Origin of the sequence: Streptococcus sp. 27098_8_22, assembly GCF_041432415.1 — a bacterium.
Classification (GTDB): Bacteria; Bacillota; Bacilli; order Lactobacillales; family Streptococcaceae; genus Streptococcus; species Streptococcus pseudopneumoniae_M.
Map to the genome: position 1 here is coordinate 240,083 of NZ_JAPVZP010000001.1, position 25,599 is coordinate 265,681.

The 25,599-nt window shown below is 39.1% G+C and carries 26 protein-coding genes, 1 pseudogene and 1 other annotated feature; of the genes and pseudogenes, 5 read left to right on the plus strand and 22 right to left on the minus strand.

Annotated elements, in window-relative coordinates:
* Nucleotides 1–115: 115 nt before the first annotated feature.
* The 6 genes from topA to gyrA all read right to left on the minus strand — a co-directional run bounded on the left by topA (nucleotide 116) and on the right by gyrA (nucleotide 8,858).
* Nucleotides 116–2,203, minus strand: a complete 2,088-nt coding sequence (gene topA, locus O3633_RS01225; protein ID WP_371620107.1) for a type I DNA topoisomerase — start codon at nucleotides 2,201–2,203, stop codon at nucleotides 116–118.
* A 118-nt stretch (nucleotides 2,204–2,321) separates the two neighbouring features.
* A complete protein-coding gene (gene dprA, locus O3633_RS01230) occupies nucleotides 2,322–3,179 on the minus strand; it encodes a DNA-processing protein DprA (RefSeq protein WP_371620399.1) in 858 nt (285 codons plus the stop codon).
* A 111-nt stretch (nucleotides 3,180–3,290) separates the two neighbouring features.
* Nucleotides 3,291–4,226 carry a 4-hydroxy-tetrahydrodipicolinate synthase gene (dapA, locus tag O3633_RS01235; protein WP_000121596.1) on the minus strand — a complete coding sequence of 312 codons (936 nt, stop codon included), beginning with the start codon at nucleotides 4,224–4,226 and terminating at the stop codon, nucleotides 3,291–3,293.
* Between the two features lie 50 nt (nucleotides 4,227–4,276).
* On the minus strand, nucleotides 4,277–5,353 hold the full coding sequence (locus O3633_RS01240) for an aspartate-semialdehyde dehydrogenase (protein WP_371620108.1): 1,077 nt from the start codon (nucleotides 5,351–5,353) through the stop codon (nucleotides 4,277–4,279).
* 287 nt (nucleotides 5,354–5,640) lie between these two features.
* On the minus strand, nucleotides 5,641–6,390 hold the full coding sequence (locus O3633_RS01245) for a class A sortase (RefSeq protein WP_371620109.1): 750 nt from the start codon (nucleotides 6,388–6,390) through the stop codon (nucleotides 5,641–5,643).
* A complete protein-coding gene (gyrA, locus tag O3633_RS01250; protein WP_371620110.1) occupies nucleotides 6,390–8,858 on the minus strand; it encodes a DNA gyrase subunit A in 2,469 nt (822 codons plus the stop codon). Before gyrA ends, O3633_RS01245 begins: the two co-directional genes overlap by 1 nt.
* 193 nt (nucleotides 8,859–9,051) lie before the next feature.
* Here gyrA and O3633_RS01255 point away from each other — a divergent pair, with 193 nt between their 5' ends.
* Entirely contained in the window at nucleotides 9,052–10,038 is a 987-nt protein-coding gene (locus O3633_RS01255; RefSeq protein ID WP_049529431.1) for an L-lactate dehydrogenase, read from the plus strand.
* A 57-nt stretch (nucleotides 10,039–10,095) separates the two neighbouring features.
* Here the strand turns inward: O3633_RS01255 and sdbB are convergent, their stop codons facing one another.
* The 10 genes from sdbB to O3633_RS01305 all read right to left on the minus strand — a co-directional run bounded on the left by sdbB (nucleotide 10,096) and on the right by O3633_RS01305 (nucleotide 17,810).
* The gene (gene sdbB, locus O3633_RS01260; protein ID WP_049549427.1) at nucleotides 10,096–10,659 is read right to left on the minus strand and encodes a thiol-disulfide oxidoreductase-associated lipoprotein SdbB; all 564 of its coding nucleotides are present in this window, start codon (nucleotides 10,657–10,659) and stop codon (nucleotides 10,096–10,098) included.
* 12 nt (nucleotides 10,660–10,671) lie between these two features.
* A complete protein-coding gene (gene ccdA2 / locus O3633_RS01265) occupies nucleotides 10,672–11,379 on the minus strand; it encodes a thiol-disulfide oxidoreductase-associated membrane protein CcdA2 (RefSeq protein WP_371620111.1) in 708 nt (235 codons plus the stop codon).
* A 126-nt stretch (nucleotides 11,380–11,505) separates the two neighbouring features.
* Complete coding sequence (locus O3633_RS01270; protein WP_049525847.1) at nucleotides 11,506–12,366, minus strand: methionyl aminopeptidase; 861 nt, start codon at nucleotides 12,364–12,366, stop codon at nucleotides 11,506–11,508.
* Nucleotides 12,367–12,380: 14 nt separating this feature from the next.
* Nucleotides 12,381–13,658, minus strand: coding sequence for a CBS-HotDog domain-containing transcription factor SpxR (gene spxR / locus O3633_RS01275; protein WP_371620112.1), 1,278 nt, complete (start codon nucleotides 13,656–13,658; stop codon nucleotides 12,381–12,383).
* The gene (locus O3633_RS01280; protein WP_371620113.1) at nucleotides 13,651–14,202 is read right to left on the minus strand and encodes a GNAT family N-acetyltransferase; all 552 of its coding nucleotides are present in this window, start codon (nucleotides 14,200–14,202) and stop codon (nucleotides 13,651–13,653) included. The genes spxR and O3633_RS01280 overlap by 8 nt, the downstream gene beginning before the upstream one ends.
* Before the next feature lie 16 nt (nucleotides 14,203–14,218).
* Complete coding sequence (gene murA, locus O3633_RS01285) at nucleotides 14,219–15,478, minus strand: UDP-N-acetylglucosamine 1-carboxyvinyltransferase (RefSeq protein WP_371620114.1); 1,260 nt, start codon at nucleotides 15,476–15,478, stop codon at nucleotides 14,219–14,221.
* 473 nt (nucleotides 15,479–15,951) lie between these two features.
* A complete protein-coding gene (gene rpmA, locus O3633_RS01290) occupies nucleotides 15,952–16,245 on the minus strand; it encodes a 50S ribosomal protein L27 (RefSeq protein WP_000916509.1) in 294 nt (97 codons plus the stop codon).
* 16 nt (nucleotides 16,246–16,261) lie between these two features.
* Complete coding sequence (locus O3633_RS01295) at nucleotides 16,262–16,606, minus strand: ribosomal-processing cysteine protease Prp (protein WP_049503223.1); 345 nt, start codon at nucleotides 16,604–16,606, stop codon at nucleotides 16,262–16,264.
* A 15-nt stretch (nucleotides 16,607–16,621) separates the two neighbouring features.
* Nucleotides 16,622–16,936: a 50S ribosomal protein L21 gene (rplU, locus tag O3633_RS01300; protein ID WP_000109141.1), complete on the minus strand. Its 315-nt coding sequence runs from the start codon at nucleotides 16,934–16,936 to the stop codon at nucleotides 16,622–16,624.
* 36 nt (nucleotides 16,937–16,972) lie between these two features.
* Nucleotides 16,973–17,059 (minus strand) — a sequence feature (ribosomal protein L21 leader region).
* 64 nt (nucleotides 17,060–17,123) lie between these two features.
* Complete coding sequence (locus O3633_RS01305; RefSeq protein ID WP_371620115.1) at nucleotides 17,124–17,810, minus strand: YoaK family protein; 687 nt, start codon at nucleotides 17,808–17,810, stop codon at nucleotides 17,124–17,126.
* 145 nt (nucleotides 17,811–17,955) lie between these two features.
* On the opposite strand from O3633_RS01305, the gene O3633_RS01310 reads away from it, so the two are divergent.
* On the plus strand, nucleotides 17,956–18,933 hold the full coding sequence (locus tag O3633_RS01310; RefSeq protein ID WP_371620116.1) for a Gfo/Idh/MocA family protein: 978 nt from the start codon (nucleotides 17,956–17,958) through the stop codon (nucleotides 18,931–18,933).
* The gene (locus O3633_RS01315; protein ID WP_371620117.1) at nucleotides 18,930–20,012 is read left to right on the plus strand and encodes a DEAD/DEAH box helicase; all 1,083 of its coding nucleotides are present in this window, start codon (nucleotides 18,930–18,932) and stop codon (nucleotides 20,010–20,012) included. The genes O3633_RS01310 and O3633_RS01315 overlap by 4 nt, the downstream gene beginning before the upstream one ends.
* Nucleotides 20,013–20,036: 24 nt before the next feature.
* Here O3633_RS01315 and O3633_RS01320 read toward each other — a convergent pair whose 3' ends face one another.
* Complete coding sequence (locus tag O3633_RS01320; RefSeq protein ID WP_371620118.1) at nucleotides 20,037–20,414, minus strand: YwiB family protein; 378 nt, start codon at nucleotides 20,412–20,414, stop codon at nucleotides 20,037–20,039.
* 71 nt (nucleotides 20,415–20,485) lie between these two features.
* Here O3633_RS01320 and O3633_RS01325 point away from each other — a divergent pair, with 71 nt between their 5' ends.
* Nucleotides 20,486–21,790: an HD domain-containing protein gene (locus O3633_RS01325; protein ID WP_371620119.1), complete on the plus strand. Its 1,305-nt coding sequence runs from the start codon at nucleotides 20,486–20,488 to the stop codon at nucleotides 21,788–21,790.
* Nucleotides 21,791–21,802: 12 nt separating this feature from the next.
* The gene (gene yidA, locus O3633_RS01330; RefSeq protein ID WP_371620120.1) at nucleotides 21,803–22,609 is read left to right on the plus strand and encodes a sugar-phosphatase; all 807 of its coding nucleotides are present in this window, start codon (nucleotides 21,803–21,805) and stop codon (nucleotides 22,607–22,609) included.
* A 67-nt stretch (nucleotides 22,610–22,676) separates the two neighbouring features.
* Here yidA and O3633_RS01335 read toward each other — a convergent pair.
* The 5 genes and pseudogenes from O3633_RS01335 to O3633_RS01355 form a co-directional block, all read right to left on the minus strand.
* Nucleotides 22,677–22,745 (minus strand): annotated as a pseudogene (locus O3633_RS01335) (peptidylprolyl isomerase); the annotation flags it as partial.
* A 92-nt stretch (nucleotides 22,746–22,837) separates the two neighbouring features.
* A complete protein-coding gene (locus O3633_RS01340; RefSeq protein WP_006149384.1) occupies nucleotides 22,838–23,566 on the minus strand; it encodes an ABC transporter permease in 729 nt (242 codons plus the stop codon).
* Nucleotides 23,563–24,312, minus strand: a complete 750-nt coding sequence (locus O3633_RS01345) for an ABC transporter permease (RefSeq protein ID WP_371620121.1) — start codon at nucleotides 24,310–24,312, stop codon at nucleotides 23,563–23,565. Before O3633_RS01345 ends, O3633_RS01340 begins: the two co-directional genes overlap by 4 nt.
* A 5-nt stretch (nucleotides 24,313–24,317) precedes the next feature.
* Nucleotides 24,318–25,229 carry an ABC transporter ATP-binding protein gene (locus O3633_RS01350; RefSeq protein WP_371620122.1) on the minus strand — a complete coding sequence of 304 codons (912 nt, stop codon included), beginning with the start codon at nucleotides 25,227–25,229 and terminating at the stop codon, nucleotides 24,318–24,320.
* A 153-nt stretch (nucleotides 25,230–25,382) separates the two neighbouring features.
* Entirely contained in the window at nucleotides 25,383–25,523 is a 141-nt protein-coding gene (locus O3633_RS01355; protein ID WP_060955829.1) for a type A2 lanthipeptide, read from the minus strand.
* Between the last annotated feature and the right edge of the window lie 76 nt (nucleotides 25,524–25,599).

The window sequence follows — 25,599 nt, forward strand, 5'->3', positions numbered from 1 at the left end:
ACGGTTTTCCACTGGTTTTTAGGATTTTTATCAGATTAACTTCCACTTTTATTGGCGATGGAAGTTAGTTTGGGAATTTAGCAGAGCCTGAAATTTACTTTCAGGACTCATTTTTTTATTTGATTTTTTCTTCTTCGTAATCACCATTGCTACAAACGATCTGCTTACCGCCACCACGGACTTTTTTCTCCATGAGGAAGTTTCCACATTTTGGACAATTTCGGCCAACAGGCTTGTCCCAAGAAGTAAATTCACATTCTGGATAGCGATTGCAACCATAGAAGATACGATTACGCTTGGTTTTTCGTTCAATAATTTGACCTTGATGACAGCTTGGACACTCAACACCAATCTCTTTCACGATAGCCTGTGTATGACGGCAATCTGGGAAATTGCTACAAGCATAAAACTTACCAAAACGACCAAGTTTAATGACCATCGGACTGCCACACTCTTCACAATCAAATCCTGCTGGCTCATCCTTGATTTGGATTTTTTCCATTTCCTCTTCGGCTTTGGCAACCTCCTTAGAGAAGGGTTTGTAAAATTCATCAATGACTCGTTGCCACTGCTCTTTTCCAACTTCGACATCATCCAGTTTACCTTCCATTTCTGCTGTAAAGGTTACATTGACGATATCAGGGAAATATTCAACGATGAGCTTGTTAACAATTTCTCCCAACTCTGTCGGTTCAAAACGCTTGGCTGCCAAACGCACATAATAGCGCTTTTGAATAGTTTCAATGGTAGGTGCATAAGTTGATGGACGTCCAACACCATTTTCTTCCAAGGTCTTAATCAGTGTTGCTTCCGAATATCGGGCTGGTGGTTGAGTGAAGTGTTGCTCAGGCTTACTATTGACCTGCTTGACGACATCACCAACTGCCATATCCGGCAACATCTTATTCTTATCTGAATCATTGTAAATAGCCAAGTAACCATCAAATTTAACCTGACTACCATTCGCTGCAAATTGAACTCCATTTTGAGAAAGCTTCACAGCCATGGTATCAAAGATAGCACCCGTCATCTGACTCGCTACAAAGCGATTCCAGATAAGTGTATAAAGCTTAAGTTGGTCTTTATCTAAGTATTTAGCGATCTTTTCAGGTGTATTAAAGACACTTGATGGGCGAATAGCCTCATGGGCATCCTGAGCACCAGTCGCATTCTTTACCTTGCTGCCATGCTTAGAATACTTACTGCCAAAACGTTCGTTAATGTAGTTTGCAGCTTCATTTTGAGCAACTGGACTGATACGAGTCGAGTCTGTACGCATATAGGTGATCAAACCTTGGACGCCCGTACCGATATTAATCCCTTCATAGAGTTGCTGGGCAACCATCATAGTCTTTCGAGTACGGAAATTGATTTTATTAGCTGCATCCATCTGCATAGTTGAGGTAGTATAAGGGAGTGGAGCGTTACGCTTGCGTTCTTTTTTATCTACCTGATCAACTGTAAAGTCTTTGCTGGATAGATGAGACAAGACTTCTTTGACCTCTTCATTGCTTGTCAATTTCATCTTCTTGCCATTCATTCCATAGAAGGATGCTTGGAATTGCTTAGTCCCCTTTTTAAAGACTCCATCAATAGTCCAATATTCTTCTGGTTGAAATGCATTAATCTCATTTTCACGGTCAATGATTAACTTGAGCGCAACAGACTGAACACGGCCAGCTGACAAGCCCTTTTTGACCTTCTTCCAAAGAATTGGTGAAATGGAATAACCTACCAAACGGTCCAAAACACGACGAGCTTGTTGGGCATCCACCAAATCCATGTCAATCTTACGAGGCTCTTTAAAAGCATTTTTTACCGCATCCTTGGTAATCTCGTTGAAAACAACACGGTTAGCATCATTTTCATCTAGATTGAGAATATGAGCCAAATGCCAAGAAATTGCTTCTCCTTCGCGGTCCGGGTCACTTGCGAGAAAGACTTTATTGGCTTTTTTAGCTTCTTTTTTCAAGTCATTGATCAGAGGACCTTTCCCACGAATATTGATATATTGGGGTTCATAATTATTTTCTACATCGACTGACATACTGGATTTTTTCAAATCACGAATATGACCAACACTGGCTAAAACCTTATAATTTCTACCTAGGTATTTTTCAATCGTTTTAGCCTTTGCAGGCGACTCCACAATTACTAGATTTTTTTTAACTGTTGATTTTTTCTTCTTTGTTGCCGTAGCCACAGTATCACACCTTTTCAAAGTAATAAACTTTATAAAGTGTAAACCATTTTTAAAAACCTGTCAAGACTTAACTCCTATATATAGAAGAAAAGTTTAACCGATAAAACCTTGCTAGTTCTTAAAATTCAAATTCTGCTAGCACATCCTGACCACTTGAAACAAGTTTTGCGCCTTCCTGAACCAAGTGATGACAACCATCTGAACGACCATCTAAAATGCTACCTGGAATAGCAAAGACATCTCTTCCTTCTTCCATAGCTCGCTCACAGGTAATCAAACTACCAGATCTCATCTTTGCCTCAGCAACGATGACACCTATACATAGGCCAGCAATGATTCGATTTCTTGCTGGAAAGTGATATTTCAAAGGTTCTTCACCCGGTCCATATTCACTCAGTAGCAAATGATATTCACCGATGTAGTCCTGCAATCGTTTATTGGAACGTGGATAGTAAACATCCAAGCCAGTCCCAATGACTGCAATGGTTTTTCCACCACCTTGAAGAATAGACATATGAGCTGCAGTATCAATCCCTCTAGCAAGCCCACTCACAATCACCAGCTCATTCTCCAGTTCTTCAATAACCTTACGGACTGATTTTGTCCCTGTTTGACTACAAGAGCGACTGCCCACAACTGCAATCTTAGGTAACTTTAAGAGATTTAAATCGCCCTTATAAAATAACAATACTGGAGCATCATAGATTTCACTGAGAGCAAAGGGATAGACATCGTCTAGGATGGAAAAAGAGGGAAATTTTTCAAAGTCACTTCTTAATCTCTCCATACTTTCGAAGGTGAGTTTATGGTAACGTTCCATAAAAACCACTGGATTTCGACACTCTGATGCTTCTGCTATCGTTTCTAGGGTTAATTCTTGATCATAGATTTCTCCATATTGAAGAACCTTTAACACTTGTTGATTACTTAGACCTGCTTGTTTCAACTTATAAATCTCAAAATTATCAATCTTAATCTTCATGATAGACTCCTTGTTTTTCTCTCTATCTATTTATTCGTAAAAAAGAAAAAAACTTCCCAACAAATTGACTTGTTTAGAAAGTTTCTATTATTAATAATGAAAATTTTAGTAATCAGGACGAAGAACTCCGGTGACAGTTGCCTTGGTTGCTTCGTAATCCCCATCAATAACAACCTTGATAATGCGTTTAGCATCCTCTTCAGGCGCAGGAACCAAAGGTAGACGAGTAGGCCCAGCTTCGAATCCCATATAGTTGAGTACTGCCTTAACAGGTGCCGGACTCGGGTAAGAGAATAGAGCATTAACTTTAGGAATAAATTTACGTTGAATAGCTGCCGCTTTCTTCATATCACTTTCTTCGATTGCAGTGAACATTTCATGCATCTCATCCCCATTTGTGTGGGAAGCAACAGATATAACTCCGTCTGCACCAAGGTTCATAGCATGGAAGGCATCTCCATCCTCACCAGTGTATACCAAGAATTCTTCTGGCTTATGCTCAATCAAATAAGCCATATTGGCAAGGCTTGTACATTCCTTAACACCAATGATATTCGGATGTTCCGCCAAACGAAGTAAGGTATCTGGAGTCATTTCTACAACTACACGACCTGGAATGTTATAGATTATAATAGGCAAATCAGATGCGTCTGCAATAGCTTTAAAGTGTTGGTACATACCTTCTTGGGATGGTTTATTGTAGTAAGGAACAATCGCAAGACCAGCCGCAAAACCGCCAAACTCTGCTACCTCTTTGACGAACTCAATAGAGTCTCGTGTATCATTGGTACCAACACCAGCGATTAAAGGAACACGGCCATTGACAACCTTTTGAACAGCCGCAAACAACTGCAACTCCTCATCGTGAGTTAGAGTCGGACTCTCAGCAGTTGTTCCTGCTAGGAGAATTCCGTCTGTATGATGTGCTAATAAATGTTCAATCAACTTTGGAATGGCATCGAAATTGATTGACCCATCTTCATGAAAAGGAGTAATAAAGGCCGTGATAATTTTACAATCTTTTAAATCTTGATAAGACATACAAAACACCTCTCTATTTTAAAGAAGGAGTTCAAATGAACTCCTACACATTATTTCAATTCAAATTTTAATTCAGTTGTTGGGCGTACTAGACCACGTTCGTGAAGTGTTTCTGCGATTTGAACTGAGTTCCAAGCAGCACCTTTTAGAAGATTGTCTGAAACTACCCACATATGAATACCTTTTTCTGCATCCAAGTCTTTACGGATACGTCCAACAAATGTATCACGTGAACCAACAGCATTTACTGCTTGAGGATAGATTTGGTGAGCAACGTCGTCTTCAAGGACAGCACCTGGGAAGGCAGCAATCGCAGCTTTCACTTCGTCAATTGGTGCCACTTCTTTAGTTTCAATGTAGACTGACTCAGAGTGAGCTGACAAGACTGGAATCCGCACACATGTTGCTGATACGGCAATGCTATCGTCTTCCATGATTTTCTTGGTTTCATTGGTCATCTTCATTTCTTCGTAAGTGTAGTCATTATCAGTGAAAACATCAATTTGTGGAAGAGCATTGAAGGCAATTGGATAGTGTTTCTTATCGCCACCTGAAGGCAAGATTTCCGCATGCACATCACGTGGATTAACACCGTCATTCAAGACTTCACGAAGCTCACGTTGGGTTTCAAGAATTGCTCCCATACCAGCACCTGAAACTGCTTGATAAGTTGATACGATGATACGGTCCAAGCCCCATTTTTGACGGACTGGCTCAAGAGCCACCATCATTTGAATTGTTGAACAGTTAGGACAAGAGATGATTCCGTTGTGAGCATCAAGGGCGTGAGCATTCACTTCAGGAACAACCAATGGTACATCTGGATTTTGACGGAAGTAAGAAGTGTTATCTACGATGACTGCTCCTGCTTTTACAGCATAAGGTGCGTATTTTGCAGAAGTTGATCCACCAGCTGAGAAGAGAGCTATATCAACCCCTTCAAAAGCATCTTCTGTTGTTTCCTCGATGGTCACATCTTGACCTTTGAATTGTAAGACCTTTCCTGCAGAACGTGCAGACGCAAGGTAACGAATCTTATCGATCGGAAGAGTTGATTCTTCCAACATTTTGATCATTTGAGCACCAACTGCACCCGTAGCGCCGACAACAGCAACTGTGTATCCCATAACAAACCTCTTTCGGAATTTTCTAAAAATTTCTATAATAGAAACATTATACTACTTTTTACCAAAATTGAAAAGTATTTTTCCTATCTATTTTCTGAAATTGACAAGAAAAGGCGGTGGGACAGAAATCGATAGACAAAGTCTCGATTTCGTAGTCCCAGCCCCGCGAGGATGATTAGGAGCTTTTTGGAGTCTAAAAGACGAACAAAAAGTTCAATCAGCTACCGCGTCAAAGTTTGATTGCTAATAAAAAATGAGGTCAGGCTCTTTTGTCCCAACCTCTTCTACTATTCATAAAATTGTTTATAGGGTTTATTAAAGGCTTCTAAGATATCTGATGGAGTTTCTGCATAAGATTTTATCTCTGTCAAATTCCCTTTAACAATAATTCTCTCAACTGCATTAGCATCTTCACAGGTTACCAAGGTAATCTCTTTAATCCCATCACGATCGTCAATTACATCTACGCGATCAGGAGTTACAATTTTAACTTCTTCAATCTCGTATGTATAGACTTTTTCTTTATCAGTGAGATAAATTTTCATCCCTTTCTCAGCACGAGCAAGAGGAGAGAATAATTTCTTGTCTGCATTTTCACCTGCAAAGATACGGTGACTTGCTAGAGAATAATTTCCTTCCCCCATTACCTGATTGGCTTTCATTGTCCCAGCACCATAAAAAAGGTTAACATTATCGAGTCCCTTAAATATTGGTAGATTCATTTCAAGCTCGGGAATAGCAATCCCTCCAATTACCGGAAGTTGCTGGGAATTCCACTGAGCTGATAAGACAGCCTCCGAGGAAAGTGATTTTACAGAGTCAAAATCGAAATTTCCTTCTGTTTCTTTGTTCTCTTTAATCTCTTCCTTGGTCACCTGACTGACCTGATACTTATTAGTGTTCCAAATCATGAACATATCACGAATATTGGCATTGAAGATTAAAGCGATGGATAACAAGATTAGAAATCCTGCCAATATGTTAATCAGTAGATTCTTACGTTTATTTTTTTTACTTTGATTCTTTTTTTGAGACATTATGCTTCACTTTCTGTTTCCTGTTCTGCCCCAACTTCTTCTTTTTCTGCTGCTGCAACACTTGTAAAAGTCACAATCTTAGCATCTTGATCTAGACGCATCACTTTTACTCCCATAGTTGAACGCCCCGTTTGTGAAATATTGTCTACATTTGTTCGAATCATGACACCTGTGTCAGTGATAATCATCAAGTCTTCGTCACCGTTTACTGTTAAGAGACCAGCCAGAGGACCATTTTTTTCAGTAATATTGGCTGTTTTCATTCCCTTACCGGCACGACCTTTTGTTGGGTATTCAGTCGCAACTGTGCGCTTACCGTATCCTTTCTCAGTAATGATAAGGACTTCATCTTGATCAGTAATCACTCTCGCTCCAACTACAGCATCACCTTCACGAAGTTTTACCCCTTTAACACCAGTGGCAATACGACTCATACTACGAACTGAAGACTGATTGAAACGAACTGCATAACCTAATCTGGTTCCGATGATGATATCTGTGTCTTTTTCAGTTAGTAAGACATTAATCAACTCATCCTCATCTTTCAGATTTAAGGCTTTGAGACCATTTTGACGAATGTTTGCAAATTCTTTAACGCTGGTTCTCTTAACAATACCAGCACGAGTCGTAAAGAAGAGGTAAGCATCGTCACTACGTTCTGACTCAACATTGATAATGGTTTGAATGCTTTCATCTTCGTCTAGTTTCAAAAGATTGACAACTGGCAAACCTTTTGCTGTACGACCGTATTCTGGAATTTCATATCCCTTAAGACGATAAACACGTCCTTTATTAGTAAAGAATAGCAAATGATCGTGAGTGCTGGTTGAAACCAATTCACGCACAAAGTCATCGTCCTTAACTCCAGTTCCTTGAACGCCTCGTCCACCACGTTTTTGAGCTGTAAATTCGTCTTGGTCCAAACGTTTGATATAACCTTTATTTGATAGAGTGATGAGAACATCAGACTCTTCAATCAAGTCTTCATCTTCAAGCGTCAAGACTTCACCAACCATCAACTCAGTACGACGTGGATCGCCAAACTTACGTTTGACCTCATCCAATTCTTCCTTGATGATTTGCGCTACGCGTTCTGGTTTTGCAAGAATGTCTGCCAAGTCAGCAATCAAGGCAATGAGTTCATCATATTCCGACTGAATCTTGTCACGTTCCAAACCTGTCAAACGACGTAGACGCATATCGAGAATTGCTTGACTTTGACGTTCAGATAACTTAAACTTGCTCATCAATTCAGCTTGGGCTTCTGCATCCGTTTCACTGGCACGAATGATACGAATGACTTCGTCAATGTGGTCCAGAGCAATCAACAAACCCTCTAAGATGTGCGCACGCGCTTCAGCTTTCTCTTTATCAAACTGAGTACGACGAGTCACCACTTCTTTTTGGTGCTCAATATAAGCATCCAAGATTTGACGAAGAGAGAGAATCTTTGGAACACCATTCTGGATAGCCAGCATGTTAAATCCAAAGCTAGTTTGCATTTGAGTCATCTTGAACAAGTTGTTCAAGATAACATTGGCAGAGGCATCACGCTTCACTTCGATAACAAAGCGAACACCCTCACGGTTAGATTCGTCACGAACAGCTGTGATTCCTTCAATACGTTTTTCTTGAACTAAACGCACAATATGCTCATGGACTTTAGTCTTATTAACCATGTATGGAAATTCTGTTACAACGATACGTTCTCGACCAGTTTTTGTTTCCTCGATTTCTGTGCGGGAACGAAGAACAATGGAGCCTTTTCCTGTTTCATAGGCCTTATGAATCCCTGATTTCCCCATAACAAGGGCACCAGTTGGGAAGTCAGGCCCAGGGAGTACTTCCATTAATTCTTTGGTTGTAACTTCTGGATTATCCATAACCAACTTCACTGCATCAATGGTTTCACCCAAGTTATGTGGCGGAATATTGGTCGCCATACCAACGGCAATCCCTGTAGCACCATTGACCAAAAGATTTGGGAAACGAGCTGGTAGAACAACAGGTTCACGTTCATTGGCATCATAGTTATCTACAAAATCAACGGTGTTTTTATTGATATCACGAAGCATCTCAAGTGCAATCTTGCTCATGCGCGCTTCAGTATAACGCTGAGCTGCAGCACCATCACCATCCATGGAACCAAAATTCCCATGCCCATCTACAAGCATGTAACGGTAACTCCACCATTGAGCCATACGAACCATAGCTTCGTAGATAGATGAGTCACCGTGCGGATGGTATTTACCCATGACATCCCCTGTAATACGAGCAGATTTCTTATGAGGTTTATCTGGTGTCACACCCAATTCGTTCATACCGTATAGAATACGACGATGAACTGGTTTCAAACCATCTCGAACATCAGGAAGGGCCCGCGATACGATAACACTCATGGCGTAGTCAATAAAGCTGGTCTTCATCTCCTTTGTCAGATTGACATTCACTAAATTTTTATCTTGCATTAACAAATGCCTCATTTCACTATTAGTAACTAGTTATATTATACCATAGTTTGTCACTTATTTCAGTGTTACAATACGACTAAAACGTTTACATAGCCAAGTGGATGTTATATCCGTGACAAAGCTATTAAAAAGTGATACAATGAAACTAAACGGGGGAAGCCCTTAAAAAATAAAGGAGATGTTTAGACAAATGACAGTTACTAAACAACACAAAAAAGTTATCCTTGTCGGTGACGGTGCCGTAGGATCATCATACGCTTTTGCTCTTGTTAACCAAGGAATTGCCCAAGAACTTGGTATCATTGAAATTCCTCAATTACACGAAAAAGCTGTTGGTGACGCTCTTGACCTTAGCCACGCCCTTGCTTTCACTTCACCTAAAAAAATCTATGCAGCTGAATACGCTGACTGTGCGGACGCTGACCTTGTAGTTATCACTGCTGGTGCTCCTCAAAAACCAGGTGAAACTCGTCTTGATCTTGTTGGTAAAAACCTTGCAATCAACAAATCAATCGTAACACAAGTTGTTGAATCAGGATTTGACGGTATCTTCCTTGTAGCTGCTAACCCAGTTGACATTTTGACATACTCTACATGGAAATTCTCAGGATTCCCTAAAGAACGTGTTATCGGTTCAGGTACTTCTCTTGACTCAGCTCGTTTCCGTCAAGCCCTTGCTGAAAAATTGGATGTAGACGCTCGTTCAGTTCACGCCTACATCATGGGTGAACACGGTGACTCAGAATTTGCCGTTTGGTCACACGCTAACATTGCTGGTGTTAACCTTGAAGAATTCCTTAAGGACACTCAAAACGTTCAAGAAACTGAATTGATCGAATTGTTCGAAGGTGTTCGTGACGCTGCTTACACAATCATCAACAAAAAAGGTGCAACATACTACGGTATCGCCGTTGCTCTTGCTCGTATCACAAAAGCAATCCTTGATGATGAAAATGCAGTACTTCCACTTTCTGTATTCCAAGAAGGCCAATACGGAATCAAAGACGTCTTCATCGGTCAACCAGCTGTTGTTGGAGCACACGGTATTGTACGTCCAGTGAACATCCCATTGAACGATGCTGAAACTCAAAAAATGCAAGCTTCAGCAAAAGAATTGCAAGCTATTATTGATGAAGCTTGGAAAAACCCTGAATTCCAAGCAGCTTCAAAAAACTAATTTATGTTAGAAAAAATGTCTAGACGATTTGTCTAGACATTTTTATATTTCATTACTTTATTTCATTTGAGCAAAAGCTGCTTCTGCATCTGCGTTACTAATCGCACCTAATTGAATCTTAGCAATTTTACCCTGTGAATCAATTAGATACTCTGTAGGGATGCTTCGAATTTGATAATCTTGAAAAACAGCTCCTTTTGTATCATATAAAACAGGGATGTCTTTATAACCTTGTTCTTCAAACCACTTTGGAAATTGGTCTATCGTTTTTTCACCTTGAAGCCCTGGCGCAATGACAGATAAAATTTCGAAATCACGATCTTCCTTAGCAGCAAGCTCCATCAATTCTGGCATACTCTTCTTACATGGTCCACACCAAGATGCCCAAAATTTAAGATAAACTTTTTTACCTTTAAAATCAGATAATTTCACTTCTTTTCCATCCATCGATTGAAGCGTAAAGTCCGGTGCTTCTGCTCCTACAGCCACTTGCTTCACAGTTGCTTGCTGCTGTGTTTGAGTCGTTTGATTTTCCTGACTTGATTTTTTTTCTTCTTTGCCACAAGCAATCAGAAGAAAGAGAGATAAGAAACTAAGTCCAAAATAGATAATTTTTTTCATAGATAACTCCTTTTATCCTAACATTCCAGATAAGATATTTAATTGTCCCAACATTAATAAAATTCCCATGAGAATGATCAATAAACCACCAATTTTCTTCAATAAAAGTATGTGGGATTTGATTCTACTAAAATAAGGCATGACAAGACCTGATGCCAAGGCTAGAACTAAAAATGGAAGCGCCATTCCGAGAGTGTAAATGAGGGTGAATAAGGCTCCCTGAAGAGCTCCATTTCCTCCTGAGGCAGCCAGTGCTAAAACAGAACTTAAAACTGGGCCTATACATGGAGTCCAGCCAAAGCTGAAGCTGATACCCAGTAAAAAGGCCGACAAATATTTGCTAGACTGTTTTTGCTTAAATGTTACTGTTTTTTGTACCTCTAATTTTTGTAAGTGAAGAATTTCCATCTGATGCAAACCCAGTATAATAATCATGATTCCCATGACATAACGGAACCAGTCAGCATAAAGTAAATTCCCAAGGAATCCTGCTCCAAATCCAAGAATAAAGAAGATGAGAGAGATCCCCGCAATGAAACAGAGTGTCCGAATCAATCCTGACCAGGCAACATCTTTACCCAAAAAACGAAATGTCCTTGACTCCTCTTGATCATCTAGCAGAACACCTGCGTAGACTGGTAACAAGGGAAAGATACAGGGAGAAAAGAATGACAAGACTCCAGCTATAAAGACAGAAATAAAAAATAAAATACTTTCCAATTAAGAACCTTCTTTCATATAGTTATCTTTTATTTTACTATAAAAGAAAACGTTTGTAAGAAATCCGCTACGCAAATTTATTTTCAACTTGAAAGAATCAAAAAAGGAGCTCAGCTCCTTTTTTGATTAATAAGTTCCCTCTTCACCTTGACTTGTCAAGATTACAGGCCCATCTTTAGTAATAACAAACTGATGCTCGTACTGACATGATAGTCCACCATCGATTGTTTTATGTGCCCAGCCTGTTTTCATATCTGTATCGATTTCCCAATCACCTGTATTGATCATAGGTTCGATTGTCAAAACCATGCCTTCACGAAGGCGGAGACCGCGACCTGCGATACCATAGTTAGGAACCATTGGTTCTTCATGCATAGTTGGACCAACACCGTGTCCTACAAGATCACGAACAACGCCGTAACCACGACTTTCAGCATATTCCTGAATAGCAGCTCCAATATCTCCAATACGGTTTCCTACAACAGCTTTTTCAATACCAATGTACATAGCTTCCTTGGTCACGTCCATTAAGTTTTTAACTTCTTCTGACGGTTTACCAACAGCGTATGCCCAACAAGAATCTGCCAAGCCGCCCGTAAAGTTTTGAGTATATTTTTTCATCTGCTCAACGTTGTTAAAGTTGAGTTTAGAAACATTGAGGTCAGACTTAGCGATTGGCCCACCAAGAACCATATCAACCTTCAGCAAATCGCCTTCCTTCAAAATATAGTGGCGTGGAAAAGCATGGGCTACTTCGTCATTGAGTGAACAGCAAGTGGCATAAGGATAATCCATCATTGCCCCATCAACACCGATTTGTAGTGGAAGGAAATTTTCTTCTTTACAACGACGACGCACATATTCTTCTACTTCCCACATATCTACACCTGGTTTGATGATGTCACGCAAACCGATGTGAATACTGGCAAGAAAATCGCCAGCTTTATCCATTGCTTCGATTTCTCTAGCTGATTTTAATGTAATCATGTTTTCTCCTAGTTTTAATTAATTTTTACAGTAACATTTGCTTTTGATACGATTTGATGATTGATATAAATGTCATAGTCAATAATAGCTGATCTTCTTGTATGATGAATAATTCTAGCCTGAATCCGCAAGGTATCATCAATCTGAACAGCTTGTAAGAAATAAATCAACATTTGTTCAATGATAAGGTTACGTCCGCTATTCACAACCAGATCTTGCGTCATATGGGTCAATATTTCCGAAAGAACTCCATTTGCAAGGACTCCATTTTTTTCCAACATAAATGGTTCAACCGTAATGACAACTTCGTCATGGTGGTAAGATAACTTCTGACCAACCTGTTCTGAAAATGTTGGTAAAGCTGAAACTTGAGAGCGACTCATCTTTTCCATGACATCCCGTCTAGTAATGACACCAAGTAAGGTTTGATTGCTTCTCACAACAGGTACCATTTCAAAGTCTTCAGCAATCATTCTCTGGCTAACGTTAGCGATATTCGTCGCTAAACCAGTCATATAGACTGTCCTTGTCATGACCTTATCTATCGTTGTACCAGGTGATTTATCTCCAGCATCACGCATAGTAACTACACCAACAACAACCTGATGCTGATTGATGACAGGGAAACGGCTCGTTCTATTCTTACGAACCAAGTCTAAATAATCTTTGACAGTATCCGTTTCCTGTAGAAAACCATATTCATGACTGGTACGATAGATTTTTTCAACCGTTAAAATATCTGTTTTAATCTGAACATTAGACAAAGCTCTATTGATCATAGTCGCAATTGTAAATGTATCATGTTTACTGCGCAATACTGGAATATTTTTTTTATTAGCATGGTTCAAAACATCTTCATGAACTTCAAATCCACCTGTTACCAAGACAGCATTTTCATTTTCAAGTGCTAATAACTGAATACGTGTTCGATCTCCTACGATAAGTAAGCCGCCATCATGAAGATAAGAAAGAATATTCTTTTCAGTCATCGCTCCAATGGAGAATTTACTAAATTCTCTATCCAATCCAGTTTGACCAGCTAAAACTTCCGAGCCTGTGACTTCTGCAATTTCTGCGAACGTTAATCTCTCAATAGCTACTTTTTTTGACTTTACACGTACTGTTCCACTTCGAGGACGTGTTTCAACAAGTCCCCTATTTTCAGCTTCTTTGATAGCTCGATATGCCGTACCATCACTTACTCCCAGCCGATTTGAAATACTACGAACACTGACACGCTTCCCAACTGGTAATTCTTCCAAGTAGGCTAATATTTCTTGGTGTTTACTCATTTAGATTTCCTTTTGTATAACGGAATTCTAGATAATCCCGCATCTTTCGGGTATAACGATCGCTACCTTTAAAACGACGATAAAGAACAAAATTTGATTTCTCTGCTACTTTCTGACTAGCAACATTTTCTAGATGTGTCACAATCGAAAGTTGCTTCAATGCAAACTCGTTCATGGATAAATCTCGTAATTTGGTAACTGCTTCAGTCATATAACCCTGAGACCAATAGTTTTTCTTTAAAAAATAGCCAATTTCTGCTTCTTTCTTAATTTCATCAAGCTTTTCAAACTTGATAGCTCCAATCATTCTTTGCTCTTTTTTATCACAAATAGCCCAAATCCCCAAAGGTGATTTCATAAAATAATTGGCAAGAGCATACTGACTTTCTTCAATACTTGCTTGTGTAGGAAAGATAAATTGAAGATTTTCAGGATCTGATGCAAGTTGATGAAAATCATCTACATCTGTAAAAAAGAAGGGACGGAAATATAAACGTTCCGTCTCATAGAAAGAAAATTTTGCTAATTTAGTCCAGATATTCATTGCAATCCTCAAATTGCTAATCTTCGATTAGCTCAATATCTGCTCCAAGATTACGCAATTTTTCGATAATATTCGAGTAGCCTCGAAGGATGAATTCAACATTGGTAATCTCTGTTTTTCCTTCAGCCATCAAGCCAGCAATAACTAAGGCAGCTCCAGCACGTAGGTCTGTTGCCTTAACTTTTGCACCCTGCAAAGGATTTCCACCCTTATAAAGTATGTGGTCGTTTGTTGTTGAAATATCTGCATTCATTTTGGCTAATTCAAAAACATGGTTGACACGTTTTTCATAGATTGTATCAATCAATGTGCCACGACCTTCTGCTTTTAATAGCAATGGAGTAATAGGCTGTTGAAGATCTGTTGCGAAACCTGGATAAGGAGCTGTCTTAATATTAACAGCCTTTAGATTTGTTTGCTCTTCGACGAAAATACTGTCTTCAGAAACAGTCATGTGAACGCCCATTTCTTCAAGTTTAGCAATAAATCCTTCTAAATGCTCATAAAGTACATTATTAATTCGAATCCCATGACCTACTGCAGCTGCCATCGAAATATATGTGCCTGCTTCGATACGGTCAGGGATGACTTGGTGGCGTGTCCCGTGCAAGCTATCCACACCATCAATTATAATCATATCTGTACCTGCTCCACGAATGTGAGCTCCCATATTGTTTAATAATGTAGCCACATCAATGATTTCAGGTTCGCGAGCAGCATTTTCAATAACTGTTCGACCTTTAGCTTTTACTGCTGCTAGCATCGTATTGATTGTTGCACCAACACTAACAGTATCCATATAGATATGCGCACCATGTAGACTTGATCCTTGGGTTGAGAGATTCATATTATCTCCCTCGTAGGTTGTCTTAGCTCCCATAGCTTCAAATGCTTTTAAGTGCAAATCAATCGGACGTGGTCCTAGGTCACACCCTCCAGGCAAACCTACAGTTGCTTCACCAAAACGTCCTAAAAGACTACCATAGAAATAATAAGACGCACGCAAGCTATTAATTTTACCATAAGGCATTGGTTTATTTTGAACACCACGAGGATCAATCTCAAGAACATCTTCATAACGCTTGACACTAGCTCCCATGATTTCCATAATCTCAATAAGACTAGCTACATCAGAGATGTCCGGAACGCAATCCAAAATCACAACATCATCTGATAAAATAATGGCAGGAATCAAGGCAACGACACTATTCTTAGCGCCACTAATCGTAATTTCACCTTTCAATGGTCTCCCACCGTTAATGACAATTTTTTTCATTTTATACTCTTTCACTATTTATTAAGAAGGTCTCACCCTATATTATACCATATTTCTTACTAATAGCCAATCCTATAAAAAAATTAGGCCCAGAACTATCTTGATATTAAAGACGATAACTGTGGTTATAGCAGTTAGAATTATCATACTTATCAAAGCTAGTAACAATCTTCCTAGCCTGTAATTTTAAGGCTTGCAACAAAAATTTTTACTGTACATTTTTTGTTTGCGATTGGGTAAAGAAAGACAGGCTTAATTGGTATATACAATAGTATTCAACTTTTATAAAATAAGAAATTAAACCGATGATATTGTACAAAAATTTTACATAAAAAATCATTCTGGGTATCAGCGTGGGTATCAAAACAAAAAAATAGGCTCCCCGAAAACTCGGAAAGCCTTATTTAATGCTACTTCTAGCTTCCTCGCCTTTACATTTCAAGGCTCGGGATAAAAAGGTTCACTGGACCTTTTTATTTTGCGATTGGGTAAACAGAAACTTGTTTTTTATCGCGACCTTTACGTTCAAAGCGTACTACGCCTTCAACTTTAGCGAACAAAGTATCGTCTCCACCACGTCCAACGTTTACACCTGGATAGATGTGTGTACCACGTTGACGGTAAAGGATTGATCCACCTGTTACAGTTTGTCCGTCAGCTGCTTTAGCTCCAAGACGTTTAGCTTGTGAATCGCGTCCGTTTGATGTAGAACCTCCACCTTTTTTGTGGGCGAAAAGTTGCAAGTTGTTAAGAGTCATTTTTAACATAATGTTTTCCTCCGTGTTAGTTTTCTGTGATAACTCTGGTTTGGACGAACTCAGAAGAGTCCTCCGATAAGGTTGCCATACCTAAGAAAAATGATTCAAAGAATAATTGTGTCATTTCTCTCTGGTGAGAAGGAAGATCTCTGGGAATTTCAACCATAAGATAGCCACCTTCATCTTCGTTTAATTTTAAGATTGGTTCATAGCCTGCAAATTTCTCAATGGAATTGATAAAGTTAATGGCAAGCGTAGAAACCGATGCACACACGACATCAAAGCCGTATTCGCCACTCTCGGCGTGTCCAGTAATTTCCGCACTCCTCAGCTCGCCATCTTCGGCTCTCTCAAAGACTGCTTGTATCATGTGTTCTCCTTAAAATTAAGCGTTGATTGCGTTGATGACAACTTTTGTATATGGTTGACGGTGACCTTGTTTACGGTGGCTACCTTTTTTAGGTTTGTACTTGTAAGTAACAACTTTCTTTTGTTTTCCTTGTTTTTCAACAGTTCCAACTACAGTAGCTCCAGCAACAAGTGGAGTTCCGACAACAGTGTTTTCACCACCAACAAGAACAACTTCGTTAAAAGTAACTTCTTGACCAGCTTCAACGTTCAATTTTTCTACGTAGACTGCTTGACCAACTTCAACTTTAACTTGTTTTCCGCCAGTTTTGATAATTGCGTATGTGCTCATTATGCACCTCCTATGATTTTTTGGGGTTCCCCCCGTATTTTTGTGAAGACTCGCCTAGCATCGTGGGACGAACCACTTACACTTGAAAATCAAGCAACGATGTTCGTGCGGTTGCACAGGATTGTGCATAGTCAACTCTTCAAGTATAGCATGATTCCTAATTTTTGACAAGTATTAATCATCGAATTTAAACTTTTTCTCCAACATTTTTCCTCCAAGATGCAAAAAGCATACTTAGATAAAAAATACTCATCATGATTGGAATCCCTAAAATTGTTTTTTCTTTATAAGAAATACTCAGATAAGCTGATACAATAACTCCGAGAACGAAGCTAGATAGTAGACTGACAAAGATAAGACCTTCTCGTAAAAAAGGAGTATGTTTTGTGCGAACATATTCCCCAAACGCTAACATGGTTCGTTTGATATTACCAGTCATAAAAGCATTGTTATATGCGATTCCTGAAACTTCTCCAAATGCTGTTGTTACAAGTCCCATACAAAAGGCTAATGGTGGTACTATGTATATATTATCAACCGTCAAGGGAACAAATCCTATAATCAAAGATAAAATTGCTAGTGGAATAAGGGATAGAATTGGTTTTCTTACAAACCGTAACTTTTCTTTATAGACTGTCAAGAGGAAAACACCTACCATAAAGGAAATCAAGGTCATTACCTTGGCACTGGCATCTGAAACATTGTCTTGAATGAGACCAACGGAAAGGAAAACGACATTACCCGTTTGACCTGCAACTAGAGTATTCCCACGTATGATAAAGGTATAGGCATCTACATAGCCCGCACAAAAAGTCAAAAAAAGCGCCAATCTTTTTGAATGACGAGAAATTTTTCTCATAGGTAATAATCTCATACTACACTCCTATTTTTTCTGAATCTATTGTACCATTTTTTGATGAAAATTCGAAGTGTCAAATAAAAGAATTGTCTCCCTTTGGCTAGTTTAGTCTATCTGTGATATAATGAAAGCAGTTATTACTTGTAAAAAAGGAGATTTCATGCTTAAACTTGGTATTATCGGTACTGGTGCGATCAGTCACTACTTTATAGAAGCTGCTCATGCTAGTCAGGAATTCCAGTTGGTCGCTGTTTATTCAAGAAAGCTTACGACTGCCCAGCAATTTGCTAGTTCCTATACAGATGTTAGTCTATTTGATAATTTAGAGGATTTCTTCCAGTCTGAATTTGATGTTGTCTACATCGCAAGTCCCAATTCTCTGCATTATAGTCAGTCTAAAAAGGCCTTATCTGCTGGTAAACATGTTATCCTTGAAAAACCGGCTGTGACTCAACCCCAAGAATGGCAAGAGTTAATTCAAATAGCTCAGGAGAATCATCGTTTTATCTTTGAAGCAGCCCGTAACTATCATGAGGAATCCTTCACAACTATTAAAAACTTTTTAGTAGATAAGGAGGTTTTAGGTGCAGACCTCAACTTTGCCAAGTATTCTTCTAAGATGCCAGACCTTCTTTCTGGAAACACTCCAAATGTTTTCTCAGACCGTTTTGCTGGTGGGGCTCTCATGGACTTAGGTATTTACCCAATCTATGCTGCGGTTCGCTTATTTGGAAAAGCACTCGATGCGACCTATCAAGCTCAACAACTTGACAACACTATTGATTTAAACGGAGATGGTATCTTATCTTATCCCGGTTATCAAGTCCATATCAAGGCTGGTAAAAATATTACTTCTAATCTGCCTTGCGAAATATATACAACAGATGGAACACTGACGCTCAACACTATCGAACACGTTCGATCAGCTATTTTCACTGATCATCAAGGTAATGAAACACATCTACCTATTCAGCAAGCACCTCACACCATGACTGAGGAGGTCGCTGCTTTTGCTAACATGATCAAGCAGCCAAACCTAGAACTTTACCAAGCTTGGTTGGATGATGCAACACACGTCCATAAGCTACTCTACACCATGCGCCAGACTGCTGGCATTAGATTTGAGGCAGAAAAATGAAAACCAAACTACCTAAAGAATGGCAAGAGCTAACCGAACAACTCGGCTTTCAAGAATTCACACCCATTCAAACTCAGCTTTTTGATCCGATTTTAGACGGCCAAACCCTCCTTGGAGTCAGTCCAACAGGAACTGGTAAGACCCTTGCTTATCTCCTACCAAGTCTTCTTCGTCTCCAAAAGAAAAAAGCACAGCAACTCTTGATCTTGGCACCTAATACCGAACTTGCTGGACAAATTTTTGAGGTAACCAAAACGTGGGGGGAAGCTATTGGCTTGACTGCTCAGCTCTTTCTGTCAGGTTCGAGTCAGAAACGCCAAATTGAACGACTAAAAAAAGGACCAGAAATTTTGATCGGAACTCCCGGTCGTATCTTCGAACTGATCAAATTGAAAAAAATCAAGATGATGAATGTGGAGACTATCATTCTTGATGAGTTTGACCAGTTGCTAGATGATTCTCAAATCCACTTTGTAGAAAAGATTACCCACTACGCACCTCGCGACCACCAACTCATTTACATGAGTGCGACTACCAAATTTGATCAAGATAAGATTGCGCCTAACACGCGCACCATCGACCTCTCTGATCAAAAGTTGGATAACATTCAACACTTCTACATGCAAGTAGACCAACGTCATCGAGTAGATATGCTTAGAAAACTGGCAAATGTCGAAGACTTCCGCGGACTGGTATTCTTCAATAGCTTGTCAGACCTTGGAAGTGCTGAGGAAAAATTGCAGTATCGTGATGTTTTAGCTGTTTCACTAGCTAGCGATGTCAACGTCAAATTTAGAAAAGTTATCTTAGAAAAATTCAAAGATAATCAGCTAACACTACTTCTTGCGACAGACCTTCTAGCTCGTGGTATCGACATTGATAGCCTGGAATGTGTGCTCAACTTTGACGTCCCTAGAGATATTGAAACCTATACTCACCGTGCTGGACGTACAGGTCGTATGGGCAAAGAGGGCTATGTTATCACACTTGTAACTCATCCCGAAGAAATCAAAAAACTAAAGAAATTTGCAAGTGTACGTGAAATTGTTTTGAAAAATCAAGAACTCTATATCAAATAAGGTTGGCAATTGCCAACCTTTTTCTTACCCCCAGGTAATTTCTAAGCGATAGTTTGCAAATGGATTTCCTTCTTTGTTTTGTAGTTGATAGGCTAGTTCAATCTTTTGTTGTTCAACTTGATAATGGCTTGTTTGGATGATAAACTCCTGTATCCCCATTGGTGTAGGAATATAGGCTAAACTATCAGAATCCTTGAGAAAACGCATGATGGTCTTAGGATTGGAAAATCGAGACATCACTAACTCTGTATCATTAAACTTGAGTACCACTTTTTCCTTCTCTTCATTGTAAAAAAGGAGATAGGAAAAATCACCTTTCTCACGTAACTCAACGTCATAAAGTTGGTCGATCACTTCCAATTGTTCATCAAATTGGATGGTATTTCTCATTCGAATCTTCACTTCAAGTCCTCTTTCTTCACTCTTATCCTACTATTTTACCAAAAACTGTAGCTTTTTGCTATAATGGTTTTATGAATGAAAAAGTATTTCGTGACCCTGTTCACAATTATATCCACGTTAACAATCAAGTCATTTACGACTTAATCAATACCAAAGAATTTCAACGGCTTCGTCGTATCAAGCAGCTCGGAACATCCAGTTATACCTTTCATGGTGGAGAACATAGTCGTTTCTCTCACTGTCTAGGTGTTTACGAGATTGCACGTCGAATCACCGAGATTTTTGAGGAAAAGTATCCTAAAGAATGGGATTCCTCGGAGTCCCTCCTAACCATGACTGCAGCCCTCCTTCATGACTTAGGACATGGTGCCTACTCGCATACCTTTGAAAATCTCTTTGATACCGATCATGAGGCGATTACGCAGGAAATTATCCAAAGCCCCGAAACAGAGATTCACCAGGTTCTTTTACAAGTAGCTCCAGACTTCCCTGAAAAGGTAGCTAGTGTTATAGACCATACTTATCCAAATAAGCAGGTGGTTCAATTGATTTCGAGTCAAATCGATGCAGACCGCATGGACTATCTCTTACGTGACTCCTATTTTACAGGGGCTTCTTATGGGGAATTTGACCTAACACGTATCTTACGAGTTATTCGCCCTATCGAAAACGGAATTGCTTTTCAACGAAACGGGATGCATGCCATCGAAGACTATGTTCTTAGTCGCTATCAAATGTATATGCAGGTATATTTCCATCCAGCAACACGTGCTATGGAAGTACTTCTGCAGAATCTTTTGAAACGTGCTAAAGAACTTTATCCAGGAAACAAGGACTTCTTTACACTTACATCCCCACATCTACTGCCATTTTTCGAAAAAAATGTTAGCTTAGCTGACTATCTATCTTTGGATGACGGAGTTATGAATACCTATTTCCAACTCTGGATGACCAGTTCTGACAAGATTTTAGCTGACCTGTCACAACGCTTTGTCAATCGCAAGGTCTTTAAATCAATCACCTTTTCACAAGAAGATCAAGAACAGCTTGCATCTATGAGAAAAATGGTAGAAGATATCGGCTTTGAGCCCGAATATTACACAGCTATTCATAAGAACTTTGACCTTCCTTATGATATCTATCGCCCTGAATCTGAAAACCCACGAACTCAGATTGAGATTATACAAAAAAATGGAGAACTAGCAGAACTCTCTAGCCTTTCTCCTATCGTTCAATCCCTTGCTGGCAGTCGCCACGGAGATAATCGTTTCTACTTCCCAAAAGAAATGTTGGATCAAAACAGCATCTTTGCAAGCATCACTCAGCAATTTTTACACTTGATTGAAAACGATCATTTTAAACCAAATAAAAACTAAAAGAGGAACTATATGAGTATTAAACTAATCGCCGTCGATATCGATGGAACCCTTGTCAACAGTCAAAAGGAAATCACTCCAGAAGTCTTTTCTGCCATCCAAGATGCCAAACAAGCTGGTGTTAAAGTTATGATTGCAACTGGCCGTCCCATTGCAGGTGTTGCCAAACTTTTAGACGAATTGAACTTAAGAGATGAGGGTGACTATGTTGTGACCTTCAATGGTGCCCTTGTTCAAGAAACCGCTACAGGTCATGAAATTATCAGCGAATCCTTGACTTACGAAGATTATCTAGATATGGAATTCCTCAGTCGTAAGCTCGGTGTCCATATGCATGCTATTACCAAGGATGGCATCTACACAGCCAATCGCAATATCGGAAAATACACTGTTCACGAATCAACCCTCGTCAGCATGCCCATCTTCTATCGTACACCTGAAGAAATGGCTGATAAGGAAATCGTCAAGTGTATGTTTATCGATGAACCGGAAATTCTCGATGCTGCGATTGAAAAGATTCCAGCAGAATTTTACGACCGCTACTCTATCAACAAATCTGCTCCTTTCTACCTCGAACTTCTCAAAAAGGGTGTAGACAAGGGTTCAGCTATCACTCACTTAGCTGAGAAACTCGGTTTGAACAAGGATGAAACTATGGCTATCGGTGACGAGGAAAATGACCGTGCCATGCTTGAAGTTGTTGGTAACCCCGTTGTTATGGAAAACGGAAATCCAGAACTCAAAAAAATCGCCAAATACATCACTAAATCTAATGACGAATCAGGCGTTGCTCATGCCATTCGTACTTGGGTGTTGTAGAAGAAATGGATACATTAAAATCGCTCAGCAGAGCGGTTTTTGATGTCTGATTACTGTCAAGATTGCAGAGAATAAAGCTAGTTGCAGCCACTACTCCAACACTAATTAAGGATTTAGTATTGACTTTATTTAACATCTTTGACCTTCTTTCTATAAAAACTAAGTCAAGCATACCAGATAAAGCTTGGAGCTTTTATCACAATAAAAAGACTCCGAAGAGTCTTCGCATTACTTATGCAATTCTTTATTACTCAATGTATGAAAAATCCCCCACAGAAGAATATTTACAATGATAAACAGCAATATTTCCACTAAATTAAAGTCTATCAAATTCCGTGACCGCATTGCCACCATAGCTTGGGAGTAGGGATAGATTAAAGATAATTTATCAGATACAAAAATCATCATGAATCCTACGAAAGTACCAATAGAACCAATTCCCACAGATTTACTAAAAACACGAGTTTTAGCTGTCACAAAAAACTGTACTGCCATCATACTAATTGTTCCAAAAATCCCCAATAAATCCCACTTAAGGTAGGTGAACAAATTAGAAATTTCTAAATGAATTAGGTGAGCACTGACATAAAAAATACCAAACAAGAACAACTGTAAAACAGCAATAAACAAGATAATTACTATTTCTTTTGCCAACAATAATTTCCCAAGACTGACATTATTAGCTCTGAGAAATTCAATATTTTTCCTATCAAACTCTTTTCCTAACATCATGGCTACATAAATGCTGACCAAAATCGGAAAGAAAAGCTGGCTATAATAGAAGGTCAATTGTCCCCATAAAACAGGCACTTTTTCACTTTCTGCAACCATAGAATAAGCTGCACCTAAGTAAATACCAAGACCAATCAGGCTACAAAAAGCTAAGAAGAAAATACCAATCATCAACATGGAAAATTTTTGGGTTTTCCGCCATTCTACTGATAGATAAGACATCATAGCTTGCCTCCTTTCTTTTCAACTAGATAGAGAGATAAGAAGAGATAGATTAGGGCTATTGGCAAATATGTAAAGAGTTTAAATCCTAGGTTTGTCGCCAAAACATAACTCACTTGACTGGCGACTTTCTGGTAATCCACCAGAGACAGATATGCTATACCACCAAATGGGAAAATCAGCTGTAGAAAAGCTGTTGCATGACCAAATCCAACTCCAAGAAATCCTCCGAAAATCCCTAATGCCATTATCAATGCCTGCTTTTTCAGTAAAAACTGCAAAGTCAAAAACAGACAGGTTAAGACAAAAGATGCTAGCAAGAAAATGACGATTTGCCAGAGGATTAGGCTAACAGGCATTTCTAGACCAGAAAAGTTTGCAATCAACTGGACTACTACTCCCTCCAAAATAGCGAGAAAGGTCAAAACGAACATAGTCAGGCCAAGCTTACTCAGAAAGATATGCCGTACATTTTCACCATTTGCCAAAAGCAGTTTGAAAGTGTTGCCCTCCTTCTCGTTCTTGACAATCCGGGATACAAAGAGAGCAATCACGATAGGGAGAATCAAGCCATTTACTTCTTTTATCATATAGAAAATTAGGTTAATCTGGTGCATGTCTGGATTACTTAGGTAGCGTTTAGCGGCTGCAATTGCCCAAGCAAAACCGACTCCCATAACTAGTATGCTAATGAGGAAGGATTTGGTTCGTTTTGCCTTGAGCAATTCAATAGACAAATTATTCAACATAAGACTCACTCCTTGGTTAAGTTGAGGAAGATAGATTCCAAGGTTTCTTGTTCTTGCTTCACTTCATAAATTGGAACTTTCTCGACTATTAAATCTCGTAACAAACTAGAAATCTCCTGATCGGCAAGGTTAGTCAGCTTGAGTTTATCCTCTTGTATCTCTAAGATCTTGCACGGATAACCAAATAACACTTGGCTAATGGGTTCACGTCGACCTCTAAAATCCCCACGCACTTCCAACCATTTATTGGACTGAATTTTACGAATTTCTCCCTCGTAAACCAGTTGACCATGATTGATAATCCCCACACGGTCAGCGATATGCTCTACTTCAGAAAGGATATGGGTAGAGATGAAGACAGTAATGCCCTGTTCTTTTGCCAACTTGATAATCAGTTCCCGAATTTCATGAATCCCTGCTGGGTCTAGCCCGTTTGTTGGCTCATCCAGTATCAACAAACGCGGTTTCTTGACTAAGGCAAAGGCTAAAGCCAAGCGCTGTTTCATACCCAGAGAATAATCTTTAACCAATTTTTTCTTGTTTTTAGGTTGATCTAACCCCACAATTTTCAAGCTTTCCTGAATGTTTTTCTTATCAAATCCAAGGATTTTTTGAAAGACCAAGAGATTTTCATAGCCTGTCAAATTAGGATAATAAGATGGTTCTTCAATCATAGAGCCAATCTGATTAAGATACTGCTTGTCCGTACCTATAGATTGACCGAACACTTCAATCTCCCCATCTGTACGAGAAATCAAAGACAAAATCATCTTCATGGTGGTTGTTTTCCCAGCTCCATTTGGACCTAGAAAACCATAAATCTCACCTTGTTGAACTGATAAGGAACTAAGGTTAACTACCTGAGTGTCCTTAAATACCTTTTGTAAGTTTTTTATCTGTAAAACATTACTAACCATTATGAACTTCCTCCTTTAAACCAAATAATTTTTTATAATTTTGATTTCTATAAATCAAATTATCATGAGTATCTTTGATAACATCTCTACTACTCTTATCAACAAAAATGATAGAATCAACATAATTCACAATATCTAATTGGTGAGTCACTATTACCATTGTTTTGTCTGAATAAAATGGATTTGGATTACTCCACCACCAGCACCAAGAACGTTATCAAGTTCTTCAAGAGTTAATTCTTGAAGAGAATTCATTACTTCAATCTCAACGAGATTCATTTTTTGTTTAGCCATTTGGCAATACCTCACTGATTAAAATTTATTTGAGAAGTATCTCTATCTAGGTTATGTCTTTATTATAGACATGCTA

What these genes read in the sequence shown, in the direction of transcription:
- dapA (WP_000121596.1), bottom strand. Translation starts at nt 4,226, where the DNA reads ATGTCTTATCAAGATTTAAAAGATTGTAAAATTATCACGGCCTTTATT.
- O3633_RS01240 (WP_371620108.1), bottom strand. Translation starts at nt 5,353, where the DNA reads ATGGGATACACAGTTGCTGTTGTCGGCGCTACGGGTGCAGTTGGTGCT.
- O3633_RS01245 (WP_371620109.1), bottom strand. Translation starts at nt 6,390, where the DNA reads ATGTCTCAAAAAAAGAATCAAAGTAAAAAAAATAAACGTAAGAATCTA.
- gyrA (WP_371620110.1), bottom strand. Translation starts at nt 8,858, where the DNA reads ATGCAAGATAAAAATTTAGTGAATGTCAATCTGACAAAGGAGATGAAG.
- O3633_RS01255 (WP_049529431.1), top strand. Translation starts at nt 9,052, where the DNA reads ATGACAGTTACTAAACAACACAAAAAAGTTATCCTTGTCGGTGACGGT.
- sdbB (WP_049549427.1), bottom strand. Translation starts at nt 10,659, where the DNA reads ATGAAAAAAATTATCTATTTTGGACTTAGTTTCTTATCTCTCTTTCTT.
- O3633_RS01270 (WP_049525847.1), bottom strand. Translation starts at nt 12,366, where the DNA reads ATGATTACATTAAAATCAGCTAGAGAAATCGAAGCAATGGATAAAGCT.
- spxR (WP_371620112.1), bottom strand. Translation starts at nt 13,658, where the DNA reads ATGAGTAAACACCAAGAAATATTAGCCTACTTGGAAGAATTACCAGTT.
- O3633_RS01280 (WP_371620113.1), bottom strand. Translation starts at nt 14,202, where the DNA reads ATGAATATCTGGACTAAATTAGCAAAATTTTCTTTCTATGAGACGGAA.
- murA (WP_371620114.1), bottom strand. Translation starts at nt 15,478, where the DNA reads ATGAAAAAAATTGTCATTAACGGTGGGAGACCATTGAAAGGTGAAATT.
- rpmA (WP_000916509.1), bottom strand. Translation starts at nt 16,245, where the DNA reads ATGTTAAAAATGACTCTTAACAACTTGCAACTTTTCGCCCACAAAAAA.
- O3633_RS01295 (WP_049503223.1), bottom strand. Translation starts at nt 16,606, where the DNA reads ATGATACAAGCAGTCTTTGAGAGAGCCGAAGATGGCGAGCTGAGGAGT.
- rplU (WP_000109141.1), bottom strand. Translation starts at nt 16,936, where the DNA reads ATGAGCACATACGCAATTATCAAAACTGGCGGAAAACAAGTTAAAGTT.
- O3633_RS01305 (WP_371620115.1), bottom strand. Translation starts at nt 17,810, where the DNA reads ATGAGATTATTACCTATGAGAAAAATTTCTCGTCATTCAAAAAGATTG.
- O3633_RS01310 (WP_371620116.1), top strand. Translation starts at nt 17,956, where the DNA reads ATGCTTAAACTTGGTATTATCGGTACTGGTGCGATCAGTCACTACTTT.
- O3633_RS01315 (WP_371620117.1), top strand. Translation starts at nt 18,930, where the DNA reads ATGAAAACCAAACTACCTAAAGAATGGCAAGAGCTAACCGAACAACTC.
- O3633_RS01325 (WP_371620119.1), top strand. Translation starts at nt 20,486, where the DNA reads ATGAATGAAAAAGTATTTCGTGACCCTGTTCACAATTATATCCACGTT.
- yidA (WP_371620120.1), top strand. Translation starts at nt 21,803, where the DNA reads ATGAGTATTAAACTAATCGCCGTCGATATCGATGGAACCCTTGTCAAC.
- O3633_RS01340 (WP_006149384.1), bottom strand. Translation starts at nt 23,566, where the DNA reads ATGATGTCTTATCTATCAGTAGAATGGCGGAAAACCCAAAAATTTTCC.
- O3633_RS01345 (WP_371620121.1), bottom strand. Translation starts at nt 24,312, where the DNA reads ATGTTGAATAATTTGTCTATTGAATTGCTCAAGGCAAAACGAACCAAA.
- O3633_RS01350 (WP_371620122.1), bottom strand. Translation starts at nt 25,229, where the DNA reads ATGGTTAGTAATGTTTTACAGATAAAAAACTTACAAAAGGTATTTAAG.
- O3633_RS01355 (WP_060955829.1), bottom strand. Translation starts at nt 25,523, where the DNA reads ATGGCTAAACAAAAAATGAATCTCGTTGAGATTGAAGTAATGAATTCT.